At 54.3% G+C, this 14,851-nt stretch carries 14 protein-coding genes and 2 pseudogenes; 14 read left to right on the top strand and 2 right to left on the bottom strand.

Features of this window, described 5'->3' with window-relative positions; translation table 11 throughout:
• The first annotated feature begins 100 nt into the window (after positions 1-100).
• Positions 101-559, top strand: coding sequence for a conjugal transfer protein TraN (traN, locus tag JJD74_RS27275; RefSeq protein ID WP_200617261.1), 459 nt, complete (start codon positions 101-103; stop codon positions 557-559).
• A 160-nt stretch (positions 560-719) separates the two neighbouring features.
• Here the strand turns inward: traN and ltrA are convergent.
• Together ltrA and JJD74_RS27285 are read right to left on the bottom strand one after the other, a co-directional pair.
• Positions 720-1,604 (bottom strand): annotated as a pseudogene (gene ltrA / locus JJD74_RS27280) (group II intron reverse transcriptase/maturase); the annotation flags it as partial.
• 473 nt (positions 1,605-2,077) lie between these two features.
• Complete coding sequence (locus JJD74_RS27285) at positions 2,078-2,728, bottom strand: hypothetical protein (protein WP_200617262.1); 651 nt, start codon at positions 2,726-2,728, stop codon at positions 2,078-2,080.
• Positions 2,729-3,173: 445 nt separating this feature from the next.
• Here JJD74_RS27285 and JJD74_RS27290 point away from each other — a divergent pair, with 445 nt between their 5' ends.
• The 13 genes and pseudogenes from JJD74_RS27290 to JJD74_RS27350 all read left to right on the top strand — a co-directional run bounded on the left by JJD74_RS27290 (position 3,174) and on the right by JJD74_RS27350 (position 14,832).
• Entirely contained in the window at positions 3,174-3,479 is a 306-nt protein-coding gene (locus JJD74_RS27290) for a hypothetical protein (protein WP_200617263.1), read from the top strand.
• 116 nt (positions 3,480-3,595) lie between these two features.
• Positions 3,596-3,787: a hypothetical protein gene (locus JJD74_RS27295; RefSeq protein ID WP_050682323.1), complete on the top strand. Its 192-nt coding sequence runs from the start codon at positions 3,596-3,598 to the stop codon at positions 3,785-3,787.
• A 230-nt stretch (positions 3,788-4,017) separates the two neighbouring features.
• Positions 4,018-4,413, top strand: a pseudogene (locus JJD74_RS27300) (single-stranded DNA-binding protein); the annotation flags it as partial.
• Positions 4,414-4,603: 190 nt separating this feature from the next.
• Positions 4,604-5,770 carry a RecT family recombinase gene (locus JJD74_RS27305; RefSeq protein ID WP_200617264.1) on the top strand — a complete coding sequence of 389 codons (1,167 nt, stop codon included), beginning with the start codon at positions 4,604-4,606 and terminating at the stop codon, positions 5,768-5,770.
• A 69-nt stretch (positions 5,771-5,839) separates the two neighbouring features.
• On the top strand, positions 5,840-6,856 hold the full coding sequence (locus JJD74_RS27310; RefSeq protein ID WP_200617265.1) for a lambda-exonuclease family protein: 1,017 nt from the start codon (positions 5,840-5,842) through the stop codon (positions 6,854-6,856).
• A gap of 203 nt (positions 6,857-7,059) precedes the next feature.
• Complete coding sequence (locus tag JJD74_RS27315; RefSeq protein ID WP_200617266.1) at positions 7,060-8,091, top strand: AAA family ATPase; 1,032 nt, start codon at positions 7,060-7,062, stop codon at positions 8,089-8,091.
• Between the two features lie 3 nt (positions 8,092-8,094).
• The gene (locus tag JJD74_RS27320) at positions 8,095-8,538 is read left to right on the top strand and encodes a hypothetical protein (RefSeq protein WP_200617267.1); all 444 of its coding nucleotides are present in this window, start codon (positions 8,095-8,097) and stop codon (positions 8,536-8,538) included.
• 58 nt (positions 8,539-8,596) lie between these two features.
• On the top strand, positions 8,597-8,926 hold the full coding sequence (locus JJD74_RS27325; RefSeq protein ID WP_042955044.1) for a DUF5983 family protein: 330 nt from the start codon (positions 8,597-8,599) through the stop codon (positions 8,924-8,926).
• Positions 8,927-9,128: 202 nt separating this feature from the next.
• Positions 9,129-10,370: a DUF3150 domain-containing protein gene (locus tag JJD74_RS27330; protein ID WP_234451889.1), complete on the top strand. Its 1,242-nt coding sequence runs from the start codon at positions 9,129-9,131 to the stop codon at positions 10,368-10,370.
• Between the two features lie 69 nt (positions 10,371-10,439).
• Positions 10,440-12,236 carry a VWA domain-containing protein gene (locus JJD74_RS27335; protein WP_200617269.1) on the top strand — a complete coding sequence of 599 codons (1,797 nt, stop codon included), beginning with the start codon at positions 10,440-10,442 and terminating at the stop codon, positions 12,234-12,236.
• A 71-nt stretch (positions 12,237-12,307) separates the two neighbouring features.
• Positions 12,308-12,730 carry a hypothetical protein gene (locus JJD74_RS27340; protein ID WP_200617271.1) on the top strand — a complete coding sequence of 141 codons (423 nt, stop codon included), beginning with the start codon at positions 12,308-12,310 and terminating at the stop codon, positions 12,728-12,730.
• Positions 12,731-12,878: 148 nt separating this feature from the next.
• On the top strand, positions 12,879-13,709 hold the full coding sequence (locus JJD74_RS27345; RefSeq protein WP_200617273.1) for a hypothetical protein: 831 nt from the start codon (positions 12,879-12,881) through the stop codon (positions 13,707-13,709).
• 196 nt (positions 13,710-13,905) lie between these two features.
• Positions 13,906-14,832 (top strand): hypothetical protein, encoded by a 927-nt coding sequence (locus JJD74_RS27350; protein ID WP_200617275.1) that lies wholly within the window; start codon positions 13,906-13,908, stop codon positions 14,830-14,832.
• The last annotated feature ends 19 nt before the right edge of the window (positions 14,833-14,851 follow it).

A 14,851-nucleotide genomic window follows, 5' to 3' on the forward strand; every position in this document is an offset into this window, starting at 1 on the left:
CAGGCTGAAGCCTTGGGTACGACCGATTTGAATGGTGGCGCGCTCTTCAACGCTGAGTTCGGTATAAGACATAGGGGCAGCACCGTACCGGAAAGGTCAGGTGTTGCACTCAGTTTTTGCCGCCGCCAAGGTTTGCCATTTCGTTGGTAGTTATTGCGCGTCCAAGTCACCACTTGGCTGTATTGAGAAGCGGGAAGCCTATTGCTGCTTTAACTCGCCACTGGGGCGGATTATTCAGGAGCAGGCTCGACCGCAACTCGGCATGAGTTGGGGGGAGTCAGAAAACCCGTCATGTGAAGGTTTGGCTGTTGAGGACCTCAGTCGCCTGGACTGGAGCAAGATAGATATTTCCGAGTGGATTGGTTTGCTCCAAGTAACCAACAACTACCCCACCATCGACAAGTCGACGTTGGATAAGCTGACAGGTAAAGGTACAGCACTCAGCATCGGCGGTGACCGGGAGAACACTCTGATACGCAATCAGTCTCGGTTGGAGGATAAGGATTTCTCCGGTACCCGGAAGGAAGCCGAGGATAAGGTCCGGAAAAATCTCAATTAATACGATCGAGTAGGAGGCGGATTTACATCCGCCGTCCTCTCACACCACCGTACGTACGGATCCGTATACGGCGGTTCAGGTTATGCGGTTAAGCCGTTTTATCGTATCCAGTATTGAGACCAGCCCCAGGCTGTCCCACAGCTTCTTCGGCAGCGCGTGATTCATATGTGACCAGCACTCGCTCGCCAGCACGACGACTGCGCACATAAATATTGGCGTCGTCGGCATAGCGTACAAAGCGATGGCCCCGCCGTTCCAGCTCGCGGTCGAGTTCATTGAGCAGGATGTTCGACAACAACGGTGAGAGCGGGCCGCCTTGCGGCGTGCCTTCCTGCCGTCGGCTGGTGATCCCGCCCGACATCATTCCCGCTTCGAGATAACGACGGATCAGCATAAGCACACGTTTATCTTCGATTTGACGCTCGATGTAGGCCATCAATACATCGTGGTTGACCCGATCAAAGAACTTCTCCAGATCGAGTTCCACGCACCAGCGGTGTCCCGCCGCCACATGGGCGCGGGCGGTTTCGATAGCTTGATGAGCGCTTCTGCCCGGACGAAAGCCGTAGCTGTGGTCCGAAAACAGAGGGTCGAAGATTGGCGTGAGCTGTTGCAGCAGCGCCTGCTGGATCAGGCGATCCACGACACTGGGGATACCCAGCTGTCTTGTGCCGCCTTTGGGTTTGGGGATGTCGACGGCGCGTACACCTTGCGGGTGATACTCGCCGGCCAGCAACCGAGTCTTGAGGATCGGCCAATACTGTTTCACGTAGCCTGCCAATTGGTCGACCGTCATGCCATCGGCACCCGGTGCGCCCTTGTTGCTGACTACGCGTTGATACGCACGCTTAAGGTTGGCGGGTGCAAGCACCCGCGCCATCAGCGTGTCCGGCTCCGCGTTCGTCCACGTCACAGACGCCGTCGATGCTTGCGCCCTGTCAGCCGTCATCCTCGGATACCGTCCGGGACCTGGGGTAACAGTTTCCTCTTGGAGAATATTCTGCGTTTCAGCATTCGACGAGACTCTGATGCCTACTGGCGGCATAACCTGTTCGGCCCTTGGTGGCGGGGTTATTCGCCACTTACTACGGCCTCGGCTGACTTCTGCAGGTTCATCCCGTCGCCTCTCGACGCTCGGTAGCACAGTGGCAAACCTACAGATCTCCCAGGGTAATTCGCGCGACCTTCCTGCTTATGCCTGTCGGATCTACGTCACAGCGTTCCGTGCAAGTATTGGGCTTTGAAGATATTGGCCTTCTTACCCCGCTGCGCCGCCTCTATCCGCTTCCTGTTCGTCAGGCCAGCATTTTGCCTCGGGCTTCCTTCAGATTCGCAGTCGCCCGCGACACCCTTGCCTCTGGCTAACACTTCCCCTTGCCGGGTGTGTAGAGGACTTTCACCTCCAAGTCATCAGCGTGGCCACCACAGCCAAGCTGGTTGCGCTTCGCGCAACGCGCCATGCCTGGCGCACCAATAAAAAAGGGCGCCAGATGGCGCCCTTTGTTCATGTCGACGGCATTAAGCAGCTTGTTCTTCTTCCTCGATGGCTTCTTGCGTGCTCTTGTCGACTTCGGTTTCTTCAGCCGCTTCGCCCAAGGATTGCGCGATTGAATCTGCATAGGGCTCTTTCTTGCCCTTGTTCCGCGCTTCGCTGGCCATGTTCTGCAGCTTGCGGATCACTTTCATAACCTGGCGCATGCGCTCGTTTGCCACCAGGCTGTTCTTGTCCGACGGTAGCAGGCAGAGCAGCCATGCGGTCTGTGCCTGAATCAGCATTTGGTCGAAGGCTTGAATAATTTGCGCAAACCGCATGATCGCCGGCGTGGAGACGGTGAAAGTATAGGACTGGGCGTTGTCATAGCGGGCGGTAATGCCCTCTTGGCCGGCCACCTTGATCATGTGAGAGTAACGATCGCGTTCTTTGTTGATCTCGGTTTCCAGGTTGATCAACATCGTTTCCACGGCCGTGATCACCCCGTTGTAGTCGAACGCTTTGTTCGACTGCGCCATTGCGCGTGCCACCACGTCAACGGTGAAGAGGGCGCGTGCCGCACCTTCAAAGCAACGACGATGTACGCGTTGAGCTTGCTCGGTATGGAGTGTGTAAGTGGACTCAAGGGTTGCGCTGGAGTACCTGCCTTGCGGCTTGAAATCGTGTCCGTTGGCCATTGCATGGCTCCTATGGGTTGGGGAGCCTTAACGATATTCTTATGATGCTTTTTGGTAGGTTGAATCTGACCCGATGTTAGGGTCAGAAGCTACGCTAGCCGCTTTACACCATCCATAAGGGCAGTTATGCTCAAATCTAATCTTCACCCAAGCATGTTGCTTGAGTGTTGTCCCGACAGGTCTTACCTGTTGGCGTTGTGTGAAGCTGGGCACCATACCCAGCACTCAATCGATCACGATTCGCGGTCGTGATTTTACCCAGAGGGGCTTTCTGTCCCTTTGGGGTGGAGGCTCCTCATTTTTTGCTGGAGGCCTCCATGAAATCTGCAATCCTCTCTACTGTCCTGTCCGCTCTCGCGCGGTTAGTGATGGTTCTGTCTGCTGACACCGCACATGCTTACAACTCTTACGCCGGCCATGTAATGGCTGACCAGGAGGTGAGCAAATGAACAACCTTCCTATCGTGTTGCTCATTCTCGTTGTGGTTGTTGGGTACCTCTACCTCACTCGTTCCAAGAAGGTTGTTCCTCGCCAGGATCCCAAGCTTGGTAACGAGAAGGTTGATGATCTGCATGTGTCGCCTACCCAGGCCGCTCATGCGAAAGCAGCAAATGCTTCGCTCGGTCTTAGTGCCAAGGATTGCCTCGCTCTGCGTGGCGCCACTCGCACTAACCAGCTACCGAAATTGATCGATTATTCGACCTATGACGTGCCGACCTTCCAGCGTCGCAATATTCAGCTCAGCTTCTGAGCTGATGGACTACTCACTCCCTGAGTGAGTAGTGCTGCAAGGGCCACCCTTCCCAGGTGGTCCTCCAAAGTTCTCGCTTTGAGTGCTTTGGTGGACCACCTGGCGAGGAGCCCTCCATGCAATATCCAGTTCAAGCGTTCTATCTTATGGAACTACAAGAGTTACTCCTCGGCGGTGAAACGGTACGTGTACCGGACAACATCGCGAGTACGGTGACTCCTGAGGTTATGGACATTCGCTATGTCAAGCGGTGGGCCGTGTATAACCACATTCTTCCCGAGACCGCGGAAATCGGGATCACGATGTAAATCCCTTCGATAGCGGGGGGGAGCTCGCTCCCCCTTGAAGCTTCTTTTCTGTGGCCTTGCCTCAAGCCCATTGAAAAGATTCTTCTGTACCTGCTACCTGAATTCCTGTTGGTCATTGTTGACCTTCGGATGCAGAAGCTGGACTGCTTTTCCCAGCATTAACAACAATCCCCTAAGGGCCACTCATACCCCGCAGGGGCGTGCGCCCCGGTTCTATGCGGAGTGACAACATGGCGCGTGGCGTAAACAAAGTAATCCTCGTTGGCACATGTGGCCAAGATCCCGAGGTCCGCTATTTGCCTAACGGCAACGCGGTCACCAATCTGAGTCTCGCTACCAGCGAGCAGTGGACAGATAAGCAGTCGGGTCAGAAGGTAGAACGTACTGAATGGCACCGTGTCTCGATGTTCGGCAAGATTGCTGAAATTGCCGGCGAATACCTTCGTAAGGGTTCGCAGGTGTACATCGAGGGCAAGCTGCAGACTCGCGAGTGGGAAAAGGACGGTATCAAGCGGTATTCAACTGAGATCGTCGTTGACAATCAGGGCACCATGCAGTTGCTCGGTGGTCGCCCTCAAAACCAAGACAGCTCGCAGGCTCCCGGTGGCAGTAATTCTGCCTCTCGCTAGTAGGCTGCGAGGTCTATGCCTTAAAACGCAACAACCGTCGAAGCCTGGACCATTATCGGACTTTGATGATTTCGCTTGAGGCCTTGCCTCTAGCGAAACACTGCTGATCCAACTCAAGCAATTCATCCCGCGCGGGGCGCAAATCCCGTTTGGGGTTTGCCTCCGCCTCTTAACCTGGAGGTTACACATGGCTGGCAAACAAATTTCTCAACAGCGACCCTCCGTGAAGCCTGAACAGATCAATGATCTGGTTAAAAGCACGGAGCAGGACTTCACGAACATTGTGAGTGCGATGAATAGTCGTATGAACTTTGCCCAGGAAGCGCTTTACGCCTACCAAGCAATGCTCGGTAATTCCTACCTGGCATCGGCAGCAATGAACAACAAGGCAAGCTTTGCCTTGGCGATGCAGCAAATTGCTTCGTCGGGGCTTACGCTGAATCCGGCAATGGGGTTGGCATTTCTGGTACCCCGCGAGGGGAAGGTGATCGCCGATATCTCCTACCGGGGATTGATGAAGATCGCAACGGATAGCCGTGCTGTCGATCTCGTGGTGGCCTGCTCGGTTTACAGTCGTGACACCTTTAGCTACAACGGTGCCAATGACGAGCCAATCCACGTCTACGATCCATTCCTGGCGAAGCATGATCGGGGGGAGTTCCGCGGCGTATACGTCAAAGCGTATCTGTCCATCGGTAAGCTTCTCGTTCACCCAGTTAGTGCAGAAGACGTCTATGCCGCCCGGCAGTTGTCTTCTGCATGGGCGAACACGGACCTTTCGAAGAAGAAGGGGCCTTGGGATACCCATTTCGACTCAATGGCTATCAAGACGGGTATCAAAATTGCCCGGAAGTATTGGCCAATGACCAGTCCCGCCCTCGATAACGTCATCTCCTACCTCAACGAGGAAGGGGGTGAGGGCTTCGTAGGTGGTGCAGTCACGCTCGAAACTGCGTCGCGGGAGATGCACGGTCCTTCGTCGGTAACTCAGACCAATGTCGTTAACCTGCACGAGGGAGTTGTTTACGACGTTGATCCCAACCCTGTTGTGCAGCCTCAGGCAGATGCCTCACCAGTTGGTAATTCGCACTACGCCCAGATGGATCAGCCTCGTTCCCAAGGTCCGATTCGTACTGAGGGGGAGGCTGGCGCCGGATCGTCGCCACGTGATGTTAACGAGACGCTTATCCGTCGTATTGATCAAGTGCATGACCGCTCGATGCGTACCGGTGCCTGGCAGAGCGCTTTTGACTGGGCTACCGCCCAGCTGAAAGGCGATCTGCTCGAGCGAGCAAATAAGAAGTTCCGTAAGGGACAATCTGAATACCTCGCTAAGCAGAAGGTGCCTGCGTGATGTCAGTACTCAACCCTAAAGGGGGCCTTGCCCCCTTGGGGGCTGGGTTCCTCCACCCATGGAGGCACAATGAACGTTATTAATTTGCGCCAAAGGAGCCCCCAGTGGCACACCTGGCGAAATGAAGGGATCTCTGCAACTTCTACCGCTGTGATCTTGGGGCATCATCCTGAGAAAACACGGTGGCGGTTGTGGGCTGAAATGACGGGGCGGGTTGCCTCCATCGACATTTCGATGATCCCCCAAGTTCGCTTGGCAATCATGCTGGAGCCTCATGCGATCGCTTGGTACCAGGATCGTTTTGACACGGTCTTGCTTCCGCTCTGCGGTCAGTCGATAACACACCCTGTACTCAGGGCGAGTTTTGACGGCGTGGATCCGGAGAATCGCCCAGTCGAAGTGAAGGTCCTTTCGGACACAAACTTCGATGAGGTGAAAAATCTGGGAGAGCTGTCCTCGCACTACAAACTCTACTGGTGGCAAGTTCAGCACCAGATGGCTGTGTCAGGGGCAGAGAAGGGCTTTCTTCTTTTCTACCACACCCGGCATGTCCCGATTGTCTTCGAGATTCTTCGAAGCGATCTGGCAGTAAAGTTGATAACCAAAGCGGCGCTTGAATTCTGGGCGCTGGTCGTCACCGATACAGAGCCGGAAAAAGACCCTCTTCGCGACTACTTCATCCCTGAGGGTGAGAAGCTGGCGGAGTGGGTAAAGCATGCGGCCGAGGCCAGGACCATTGATCGTCGTATCAGTGAACTCGAGGCAGAGCTGAAGCTGATGAAGTCGCAGAAGGAAGGGGTTCAGAAAGGATTGGTTTCCCTTATGGGGCACCATATGCTGGCTGAAGCCGAGGGTGTTCGGATATGCCGTTACCAACAGGCCGGCAATGTGCGGTGGAAGGAGTTGTTTGCCAGCCTTCACCCGGACTATCCCGAGGATAAATTGCAGTCGTATCGCGCGCCGGTGACGGAGCGATCCCGATTGACGATAGATCCTGATACCCCGCTTTCTGACGCGGCGCTGGCGCATCTTTTCGAGGCCGAAACTGTTGACCTGGAGGGTGGTGTTCAGGCATTTTGCTATTAGGGATTGAGGGCCATTTGGCCCTCATTTTCTCTTTCAAGAAATCTGCGGTAAGCACGTCCTTACCAGAGTTTTCTGAATTTGTTCCTTCGCCATGTGGCATGGGAGCGATAACGCAGCTGTTCGTTCTAACAGCAAATCTTAAACCCCCTGGGGCATCCATTCCCCAGCAGGGGAGTGGTGTCTCTCTTTTCTGGAGTTACACCATGAAATTTCAAGACATCATCCCAATGAGCTCGTTCGGCGTTGTCGGCAATCAAGGGCAAGTTATGGCCCCTGGCTTCCCAGCTGATCATGAACTGATGGAGCTCGTTCCATCGATCAACCCTCACTACTTCTTCCGCACGATCCTGCGGTTGCCAGTAATGAACTTTCTCTACTCGCATGGTGGCGACTTTCTGTCCCTTGTGGGTCCGACTGGCGCCGGTAAAACGTCTATCCTCGAGCAAATTGCGGCGCGTCTTCGTTGGCCTTTCCGCAAAGTAAACGCTCACTCAAGGATGGAAATGCCTGAGCTGGTTGGTTCGACCTCACTCGACTGTGAACAAGCAACGGGTGATCAACGAACCTCTTTCCGCTACGGTCCGTTGGCCCTAGCAATGAAGGAGGGGGCAATTTTTGTTTTGGACGAGGCGGATGTACTCGATCCATCGGTGTTTGCAGGTCTTAATGCGGTGCTGGAAGGTGGCGCGTTGGTTCTTGCAGAAAACGGTGGTGAGATCATTTACCCGCATCCAAACTTCCGTATGGTCATCACGAGCAACACTCGTGGTCAGGGCGATGACACTGGTCTCCACGGCGGCACCATGGCGCAGAACCTTGCGACCTGGGACCGTTGCCGGATGATCGAAGTACCATACATGAGCAAAGCGGAGGAGCTTCAGATCCTCTCGTCGACAATGCCAAAAGTGGATGTCGCGATTCTCGAGAAGATGATCGATATCGCCAACGATGTGCGTAAGCAATTCGTTGGAAATCCTGAGATGGAGTTGAAGCCAGGCCAGCCTGGTCTGACGATCACCTTCTCGACGCGCTCGCTGCTGCGTTGGGCTCGTATCGGTTCAACCTACAGTGGTAACCCATCAGCCAAAGCAATCTTCCCGTCAACAATGGGTCAGGCTCTTCGTGAGGCGCTTACCAACCGTGCTGATAAAGCGATGCGTGTGGTTGTTCACACCATCGCCAAGGACGGATTCGGTGCCGCTTGGGGCGCAGACCCTGTTCTGCAGACGGTGTAAAACATGAGCATTTTTTTCTCGTGTGCAGTTGAGTCAGCACAACGGGAGCCTATCCGGCTGGCACTACAGGATCTTGATTCTGTAGCTGCCAGCCTGGGGCTGTCCTCGTCGCTGAAATCTCTCGGTGAGTTGCTTGAAGGCTCTCTCGCTTCTGGCGAGCTGAAACCTTATGAAGACCTCGAAAAGATACTTTTGCTGTCGGCAGTCGCTGTCAATCTGGGACCGGTAAACACTGGTGTTCAGCTACTCAGTTTGGCCACCGGCGGCGGTGAATCCATTGCTTTGACTAACGCTAAGGAATGCGATGCATTTCTGACGCGGTTGTTAAACGTTGATCAATACAATCAAGGCATTCAAATTTTGATTGCCCTGGGTGTACTGCCAAAACCCTTGGACCTTTCTTCCTTCGCCAATGCTTTCGAAGGCGAGTCTGTGTTCTGTCTTTAACCCTTGCGGGGCTCGTCCCGTAAGGGGAGAGCTCCGAGAGTAATTCGGAGTGTGAACCATGAATTTGACACCAGCGATCTGTAAGGCCGTTGAGTTGTGCACCAGCCACTTGCGCAAGGAGGATGTACAGCTTCTTGAAGCAATCGCGGCTGAACATCGAGGGCGCTTCAGTGAGTCCGCTGAATTCCTCCCAGTCGTCTTCGATACCCGTCATGGGTTTTTGATTGCGATCGGTGAGCTCACGGTCAACGCTATTGTTGCTCGAGGTGCATCATCCGAGTTCAAGTCTTTGCTTGAATGGTGCCTTGCACCTTCTCAGGGAATCCTCTATCTGGCTTTCGACGCTGATGCTGAGCAGATTGATGATTTACCAATGTTTGATTGGTAAGAAAGCGGGGGCCTCTGGCTCCCGCCTTCGAGCCTGCTTTGCTATAGTCCGGCTATAGCAAATCAGGTTCTCAGCGTTGCTCATGCGAGCAACCTGCGTTAGTGACAGCTACTCACTCAAATCCGCAGCATTCTTACTTAAACCCATTGGGGGCGACCTTCCCCATATGGGGCAGACCGCCTCCACTTCCCGGAGGTGCGTCATGCAAAATTCTAATCTCGTTCAAGAAACTCAAATTCTCAGCAAGCTTTTGCTGGTGGATTTGAACGTCAGTATCTGGTCCGGCCGCAAGAAATTGCGCGCTGAGGACCTGGGTGTAGATCTCAATCTGCCCCCATCGGAACTGGCCTCATTGGGTAGCAAGCGAATCACCGATCCTGATGAGATCAAGGAATTCGATCGGCTGAAGCGGCGGGCAATTCGCCTGCTTGAAACTAACGGTGTTCGCTTCATGGGAGGCTACGGTCTTCCAAACGATGTTGCGCCGGCGGTTGCAGCTGAACTGCAGGATATCCAGCGATTGTTCTCCCAGCAGATTCAGATTTTCATCGGTAAGTACGATCAAATCTGTATTGACTGGATGAACAAATGGAACGGTAAACCTCAATGGCGTAAAGCTATTGAGAACGCCATCACTCCTAAGGCTGTCGTTCAACAACGTCTGGGCTTTCGCTTCACTCTTTGCCGCGTGGTTCCTGATGCATCGGATGCCTCGCTCTCCAAGGGCTTGGAGCAAGAGGTTCAGGGGTTGTCGGGTCAGCTGTTTCGGGAAATTGCCGATGCAGCTGAGGATCTTCTGGACAACAGCTTCGTTGGAAAGGGCTCCGTCAGCCGTAAGGCTGTCAGTGCCATGCTCAAGATGCACAAGAAACTCAGCTCGCTGGCTTTCTTGAATCCGAAGGTGCAGGACGTAGCTGATTACATGATGGCCGTGATCGGTAAGCTGCCGAAAACTGGTCCCTACGAGGGTTCGCAATTTCAGGATCTGTTAGGCCTGATCATGAACCTTTCTGACGAGACCAAAATTCTCAAGATGGCTGAGGTATTCTCGAAAACCTCCACCGATGTCCAGTCGACCCTTCAAGTGCAGGCTCCGCTCGTTATTGATACCTCTATTGCCGCCCCGGTCGTAGTCGAATCGACGGAACCACACCTGATTGACGATGTGGAGACAGCGTTTGACTTGGCGGGTGAAAGCCTACTGGCAAACGATGTTGCGGTTGATGGTGGCCACACTGCACCTAGCGTCACGCTCGATGAGTTGATGACTGGTACCACCCTTGAGGGTGATATGAGCATTGGCGAGTTGTCGGCACTGGCTGAGCAAATCCAAGCCAGCGCTTTTCAATCGGTACCCGTTGTCGAAACAAGCGCTTTACCTGCGGCCCACATTGTGGCGCCTGTGGTCGAGTTGCAAAGTGGCGCTATCGAGTTCTGCATGTAATTCCAACCCCTCGGGGGCACACCTGCCCCCTTTGGGGTCGGTGTGTCTCCACTACCTGGAGGCAACACCATGAATAATTCTCTTCAAACAGCACTCCCGATTATCGCTCGCTACTACTGCGATGATCTGGGAGTGACCGTTGTCTGGGGCGGAAGCCAAGCTTGTACCAGGAACAACGTCATCTACCTCCCAATGATTGAGGCGTCGCCTACCATGCTGAATGTGGCCCTGGGCTACACGGCGCATGAGTCGGCACACATCAAATACACGGATTCGACGGTGTACGACAAAGCAGGACTCGAACCACCGTTCATTGGGAAATTTTTAAACCTTCTCGAGGATATTCGAATCGAGAAACGCATGATGACTGACCATTACTCCACCATTCACCCCTTAGCCGTGACGGCTCAAGAGGTGCTTGGGGGCGAAAGTGATCTGTCAGGAATGACTGAGGCGGTACTGCTTCACGACGGTTGCTTGCTCGTTGGGCGCGCAAAATTGCTCAACCAACCGCTCCAGCGTGAAGCGGATAACCTTATCTTCAAGATGAGGGAGGTTTTCGGTCCTGGCCGTAGTACCAAGATTTTTGGATTGCTCAACCAGGTCACTGATCTTCCGGATACTGAAGCTGTTTATCAACTGACTCACCGCATCTTGGATGTTCTTGATGAGGACGAGCCGGAAGACGACCAGAGTCAGCAGCAGAACCAACCGTCGCCGAATTCTGGTCAGGGGTCGAACCCACCGGATCAAAGCGGACAACCTCAACGCCAACCTGGTGATGGGAGAGATAATGGATCGGCCAACGATCAATCTGGCGGTTCAGATGATCCGGATGCGAAAGCTGATGGTTCATCCGCAGGTGCTGGTGATCCTGGCAGCGATGCCGCTGGGCCGGATGCCGCTCCAACTGCCGGCGCTGCTACCGGTCAAGGACCAGTTGAAAAACTAAAGCAGAAGATACTTTCTGCAACAGAGGCTGACCTCGATGATGCTAAGTCCGATATCGGCGGGGAAGCTGCAAAACTGATAGCCCAAGCAGTAGACCACTCAAGTCCTACTCCTGCCTCGGTAGTGAAAGATGCGGTGGGCTCAAGCTTGCAGGGGGGAATCGTCGTTCAGAATGGTCAGCTTGCCTCGATGGGGCTGCGACAGGTCCTAAATGGACTGATTCAGGGGTCTCGCGACGCGCGTGTAAGTCTGCGTCGCACGGGCAGCAAGATCGATTCCTCGCGCTTAGCGCGGGTTCGGGTTGGGGAAAACCGGATATTCCGGCAACAAGAACCCGTGCAGCGCACGAATGCGGCAATCGAAATTCTGCTCGATGGATCTGCGTCGATGGATTCTCGCGACAAGGGCAAAACAAAAGCTCCGCTTCAGATTGCCGAGGAAGCCACCGTTGCAATCCTAACCGCATTGGAGGGGATTGCTGGCGTGACGACCGGTGCGATGGTTTTTCCACGCAATGGTGGGCATGGAACAGCGGTTGGCATCTTGAAACGGCACGATCAGCGTCTTGTTGGTGCAATTCAAGAAGGACGGTTTGGCCTGAAAGCAACCGGCAGTACACCTTTGGCAAATGCCATATGGCCAGCTGCTGGAGATCTACTGAGGGCCAAAGGCGAGCGGAAAGTAATGTTCGTTATTACCGATGGCGACCCCGACAACGCTGACCAGGCTAAAGCCATGGTCGGTCGTTGCAGGGATTCAGGAATCGATGTGTTCGCGGTCGCTTTTGGGACTGCCAACACAGTGAAGCTCCAGGACGTCTTTGGTAAAAACAAGTGGCAATTTCTGAGTGATCTCGGCGAATTGCGCGCTGCTTTAAATGGCCTGGTTCAACAGGTTCTGACACAAGCCGCTTAAGCGGATTCAACCCAAAGGGGGTACTCACCCCCTTAGGGGTGGCGTACCTCCTCCTAACCGGAGGTATACCAATGCAATTAGCCATGTTGTTCGGAGAGCAGTCTCAGTCCGAACTCCCCGACAGCCTCGTGAAGAAAGTTCGTCGCGCACGTCGCCACCAAGGGACAAGTGCGGTAGACGTTCAGCAGTTCTCTATCTTCGACCTTCTGGCGCTGCCAGAGGAGGAGTTGGGCCCTGTTGAATGGACGGATGACGATATCGATGTGCTCAGGGAAAAACTGCTGTTTGAGGCGTGCAGTATCTTTTTGGACAAGCGCGCAGCACTCGGTACTCGGAAAGACCGTTGGGCATGGATCATGAGCGATGTGCTTTCACCATTCTCGTTCAAGGTCTGCATCAGCGCTGCTGGTGTCGACTGCGACAAGTTCCGTGAAAGTCTGGTTGATCTTTGCCGCCGAGAAGGGGTGATTGATCAACTGCAAATCGCCGCATAACGAACCTTCCTCCAGAAATGGGGGAGGGCATTAGGCAGTAGATATCTATGCCATTTGGCTAGCGGTATCTGATGACCAACAAAAACTAAAACCGCTGGGGCGGTACCTCCCCAACGGGTGGTGCTTCCCCTGAAAAACTGGAGGCACCATGCGCTATAACACACAATCTAAACTTGAGTTTCCATCGGTGGAACTGTTCCCTTACCGAGCGTCTGGGCATCTCCGTTCACGAGATGAGTACCGACAATTGGCGGCAACCCTGCAGCAATTTGAGCAGGGACGCCGGGGCGAGTTTCTCGAACGGCTGAAACAGTTCAAGGCGGTAGGAGAGGAGTCCATACGATCTTTTCCAGCATCGCCGGTTGAGCAACTTTGCAACTACGAGATGCCGCCGGCGCCACGCGTTCTGGTGCACGCACCTGGAGCGTATGTGACGCATGCAAGCCATCACGTGGTTGATGATGCGCCGTTGGCCTCCATCGATGATTACGCGGGCTACGGAGAACACTCTGGGGGCATTCCTGAGCACCTGTTAGAGCCTGGTCATTCGGAACCACCTTTTGAGGAGGTTCCGCCTGGTGACTACAGTGATACGCCTATGGGCGCTATTACTGACCACGTTTTGCCGGCGGATGTACTGGCCGACGACAACCAGGTTGATTGGTCAGGCGCTAAGGAAGGGGTCGTTTCCCAATACGGTCACTACCACTACAAGTTCGACAAGAACGAGTCCATGTCGTACGTGGTTCGTCTTGGTAGAAATGAGTACGTCTGGGGCATTGACCTGGAGCGTGTGGTGAACCTGCAGAGCATTCGGAAGGGTGATCATATCCAGCTGAAATGCATCGGCAAGCAACCCGTCGAAGTCGAAGTGCGTGTCAAACAACCTGATGAAACGTACAAGGTCGCTACACGGATCGTGAAACGTAACACTTGGGTGGCACGCGTTATTGCTCGAGGGCCTGAAGAAGTGAAGTAGTAAGAAAGCTCGATCAGGGTCGCCGTTATGGCGGCCCTGGCTGAGTCTTCAAACCAGAGGGAACGTGCCCTCTGGTTTGAAGATTCTTTGTGCCGGAATGATCTGGCGCAATGAAGCTGAATATTCAGCACTCAACACCCTGTGGGGTTTCATACCCCACTCCGGGGTATGGCTTCACCTCCTAACGGAGATATCCATGCCCAACTTTAAAATGCTGCAGTCGGTTTTTACGCAGGCTGCTGCCCTGGGGATTCTGATCCCCAATGAACTGAAAAACTTGCCTGAGGTCCTCGATGAGTTCGTCACTATTGCCGACGGTCTCGTCACTTCAGCTGACAATACAGGTTGCTGTGATGAGCTGACGGTAGTTGACGCAGTGAGGGTGGCAGCGCTTTCAAAGGCGGTGAATTCGTTTCGAAATGAAATCTGCGAGCTCAATCAGCCGTCGATTGAAGTTTCCCTTTCGATCTTCGATCGCCATGGTGAGCTCTATGCAAGTCGTGTGGTGAATCTGGCGGCTGCGGGCGTTTCAGATGTTGTTGACCATGCTGCGCAAGCGGTGCTTTTGCACCGAGCTGGCAAGAACATGGGCTCTGTCATGGATGAGCTTGAATCGGCCTTGGTCGTCTACGACGTGATTCCGGATGAGGGTGATTGGCCCCTATCCGGCAGCACTGCCAACGTGAGGATCGAGCTTGAGTCGATTGATATCGTGACAGGGTCTGTCTATGGCGGGGCTACTGCCGCAAGCGGTAAGCGTGCATTGGTGGATCGGAGCATGCTTTCCGGTGCAGCTGTACACCACATGTGTGTTGCCTACCCGGGTGGTGGCAACTTCGGTATTCCGCCGGAAGCTACCCGAGATGGCGCGGAGCGTTTGATTCGTGAGCTGGGCATGGTTCCAATGAACCTGGTCGTGGAAACACTGACGCTGGGTCCCGACAAACTCCCAGAGTTCAGTCTGACGGTCAGTTTGCCGGGGAATGCGGTTCTGATCGGGGAAATCAGCGATGTAGTGAAATACGTCGCCGAGCACTGGGATCTGCGATTCCGATCCCTACACCCAGCGGAGCAGAGTGGGCTCGTGGATCGCAAGGTCCGTACGGTGTGTGCTGACCGCTAAGGTCATGTTCGCATCGTTA

The organism is Pseudomonas sp. MF6776, assembly GCF_016613125.1.
Taxonomy (GTDB): domain Bacteria; phylum Pseudomonadota; class Gammaproteobacteria; order Pseudomonadales; family Pseudomonadaceae; genus Aquipseudomonas; species Aquipseudomonas iridis.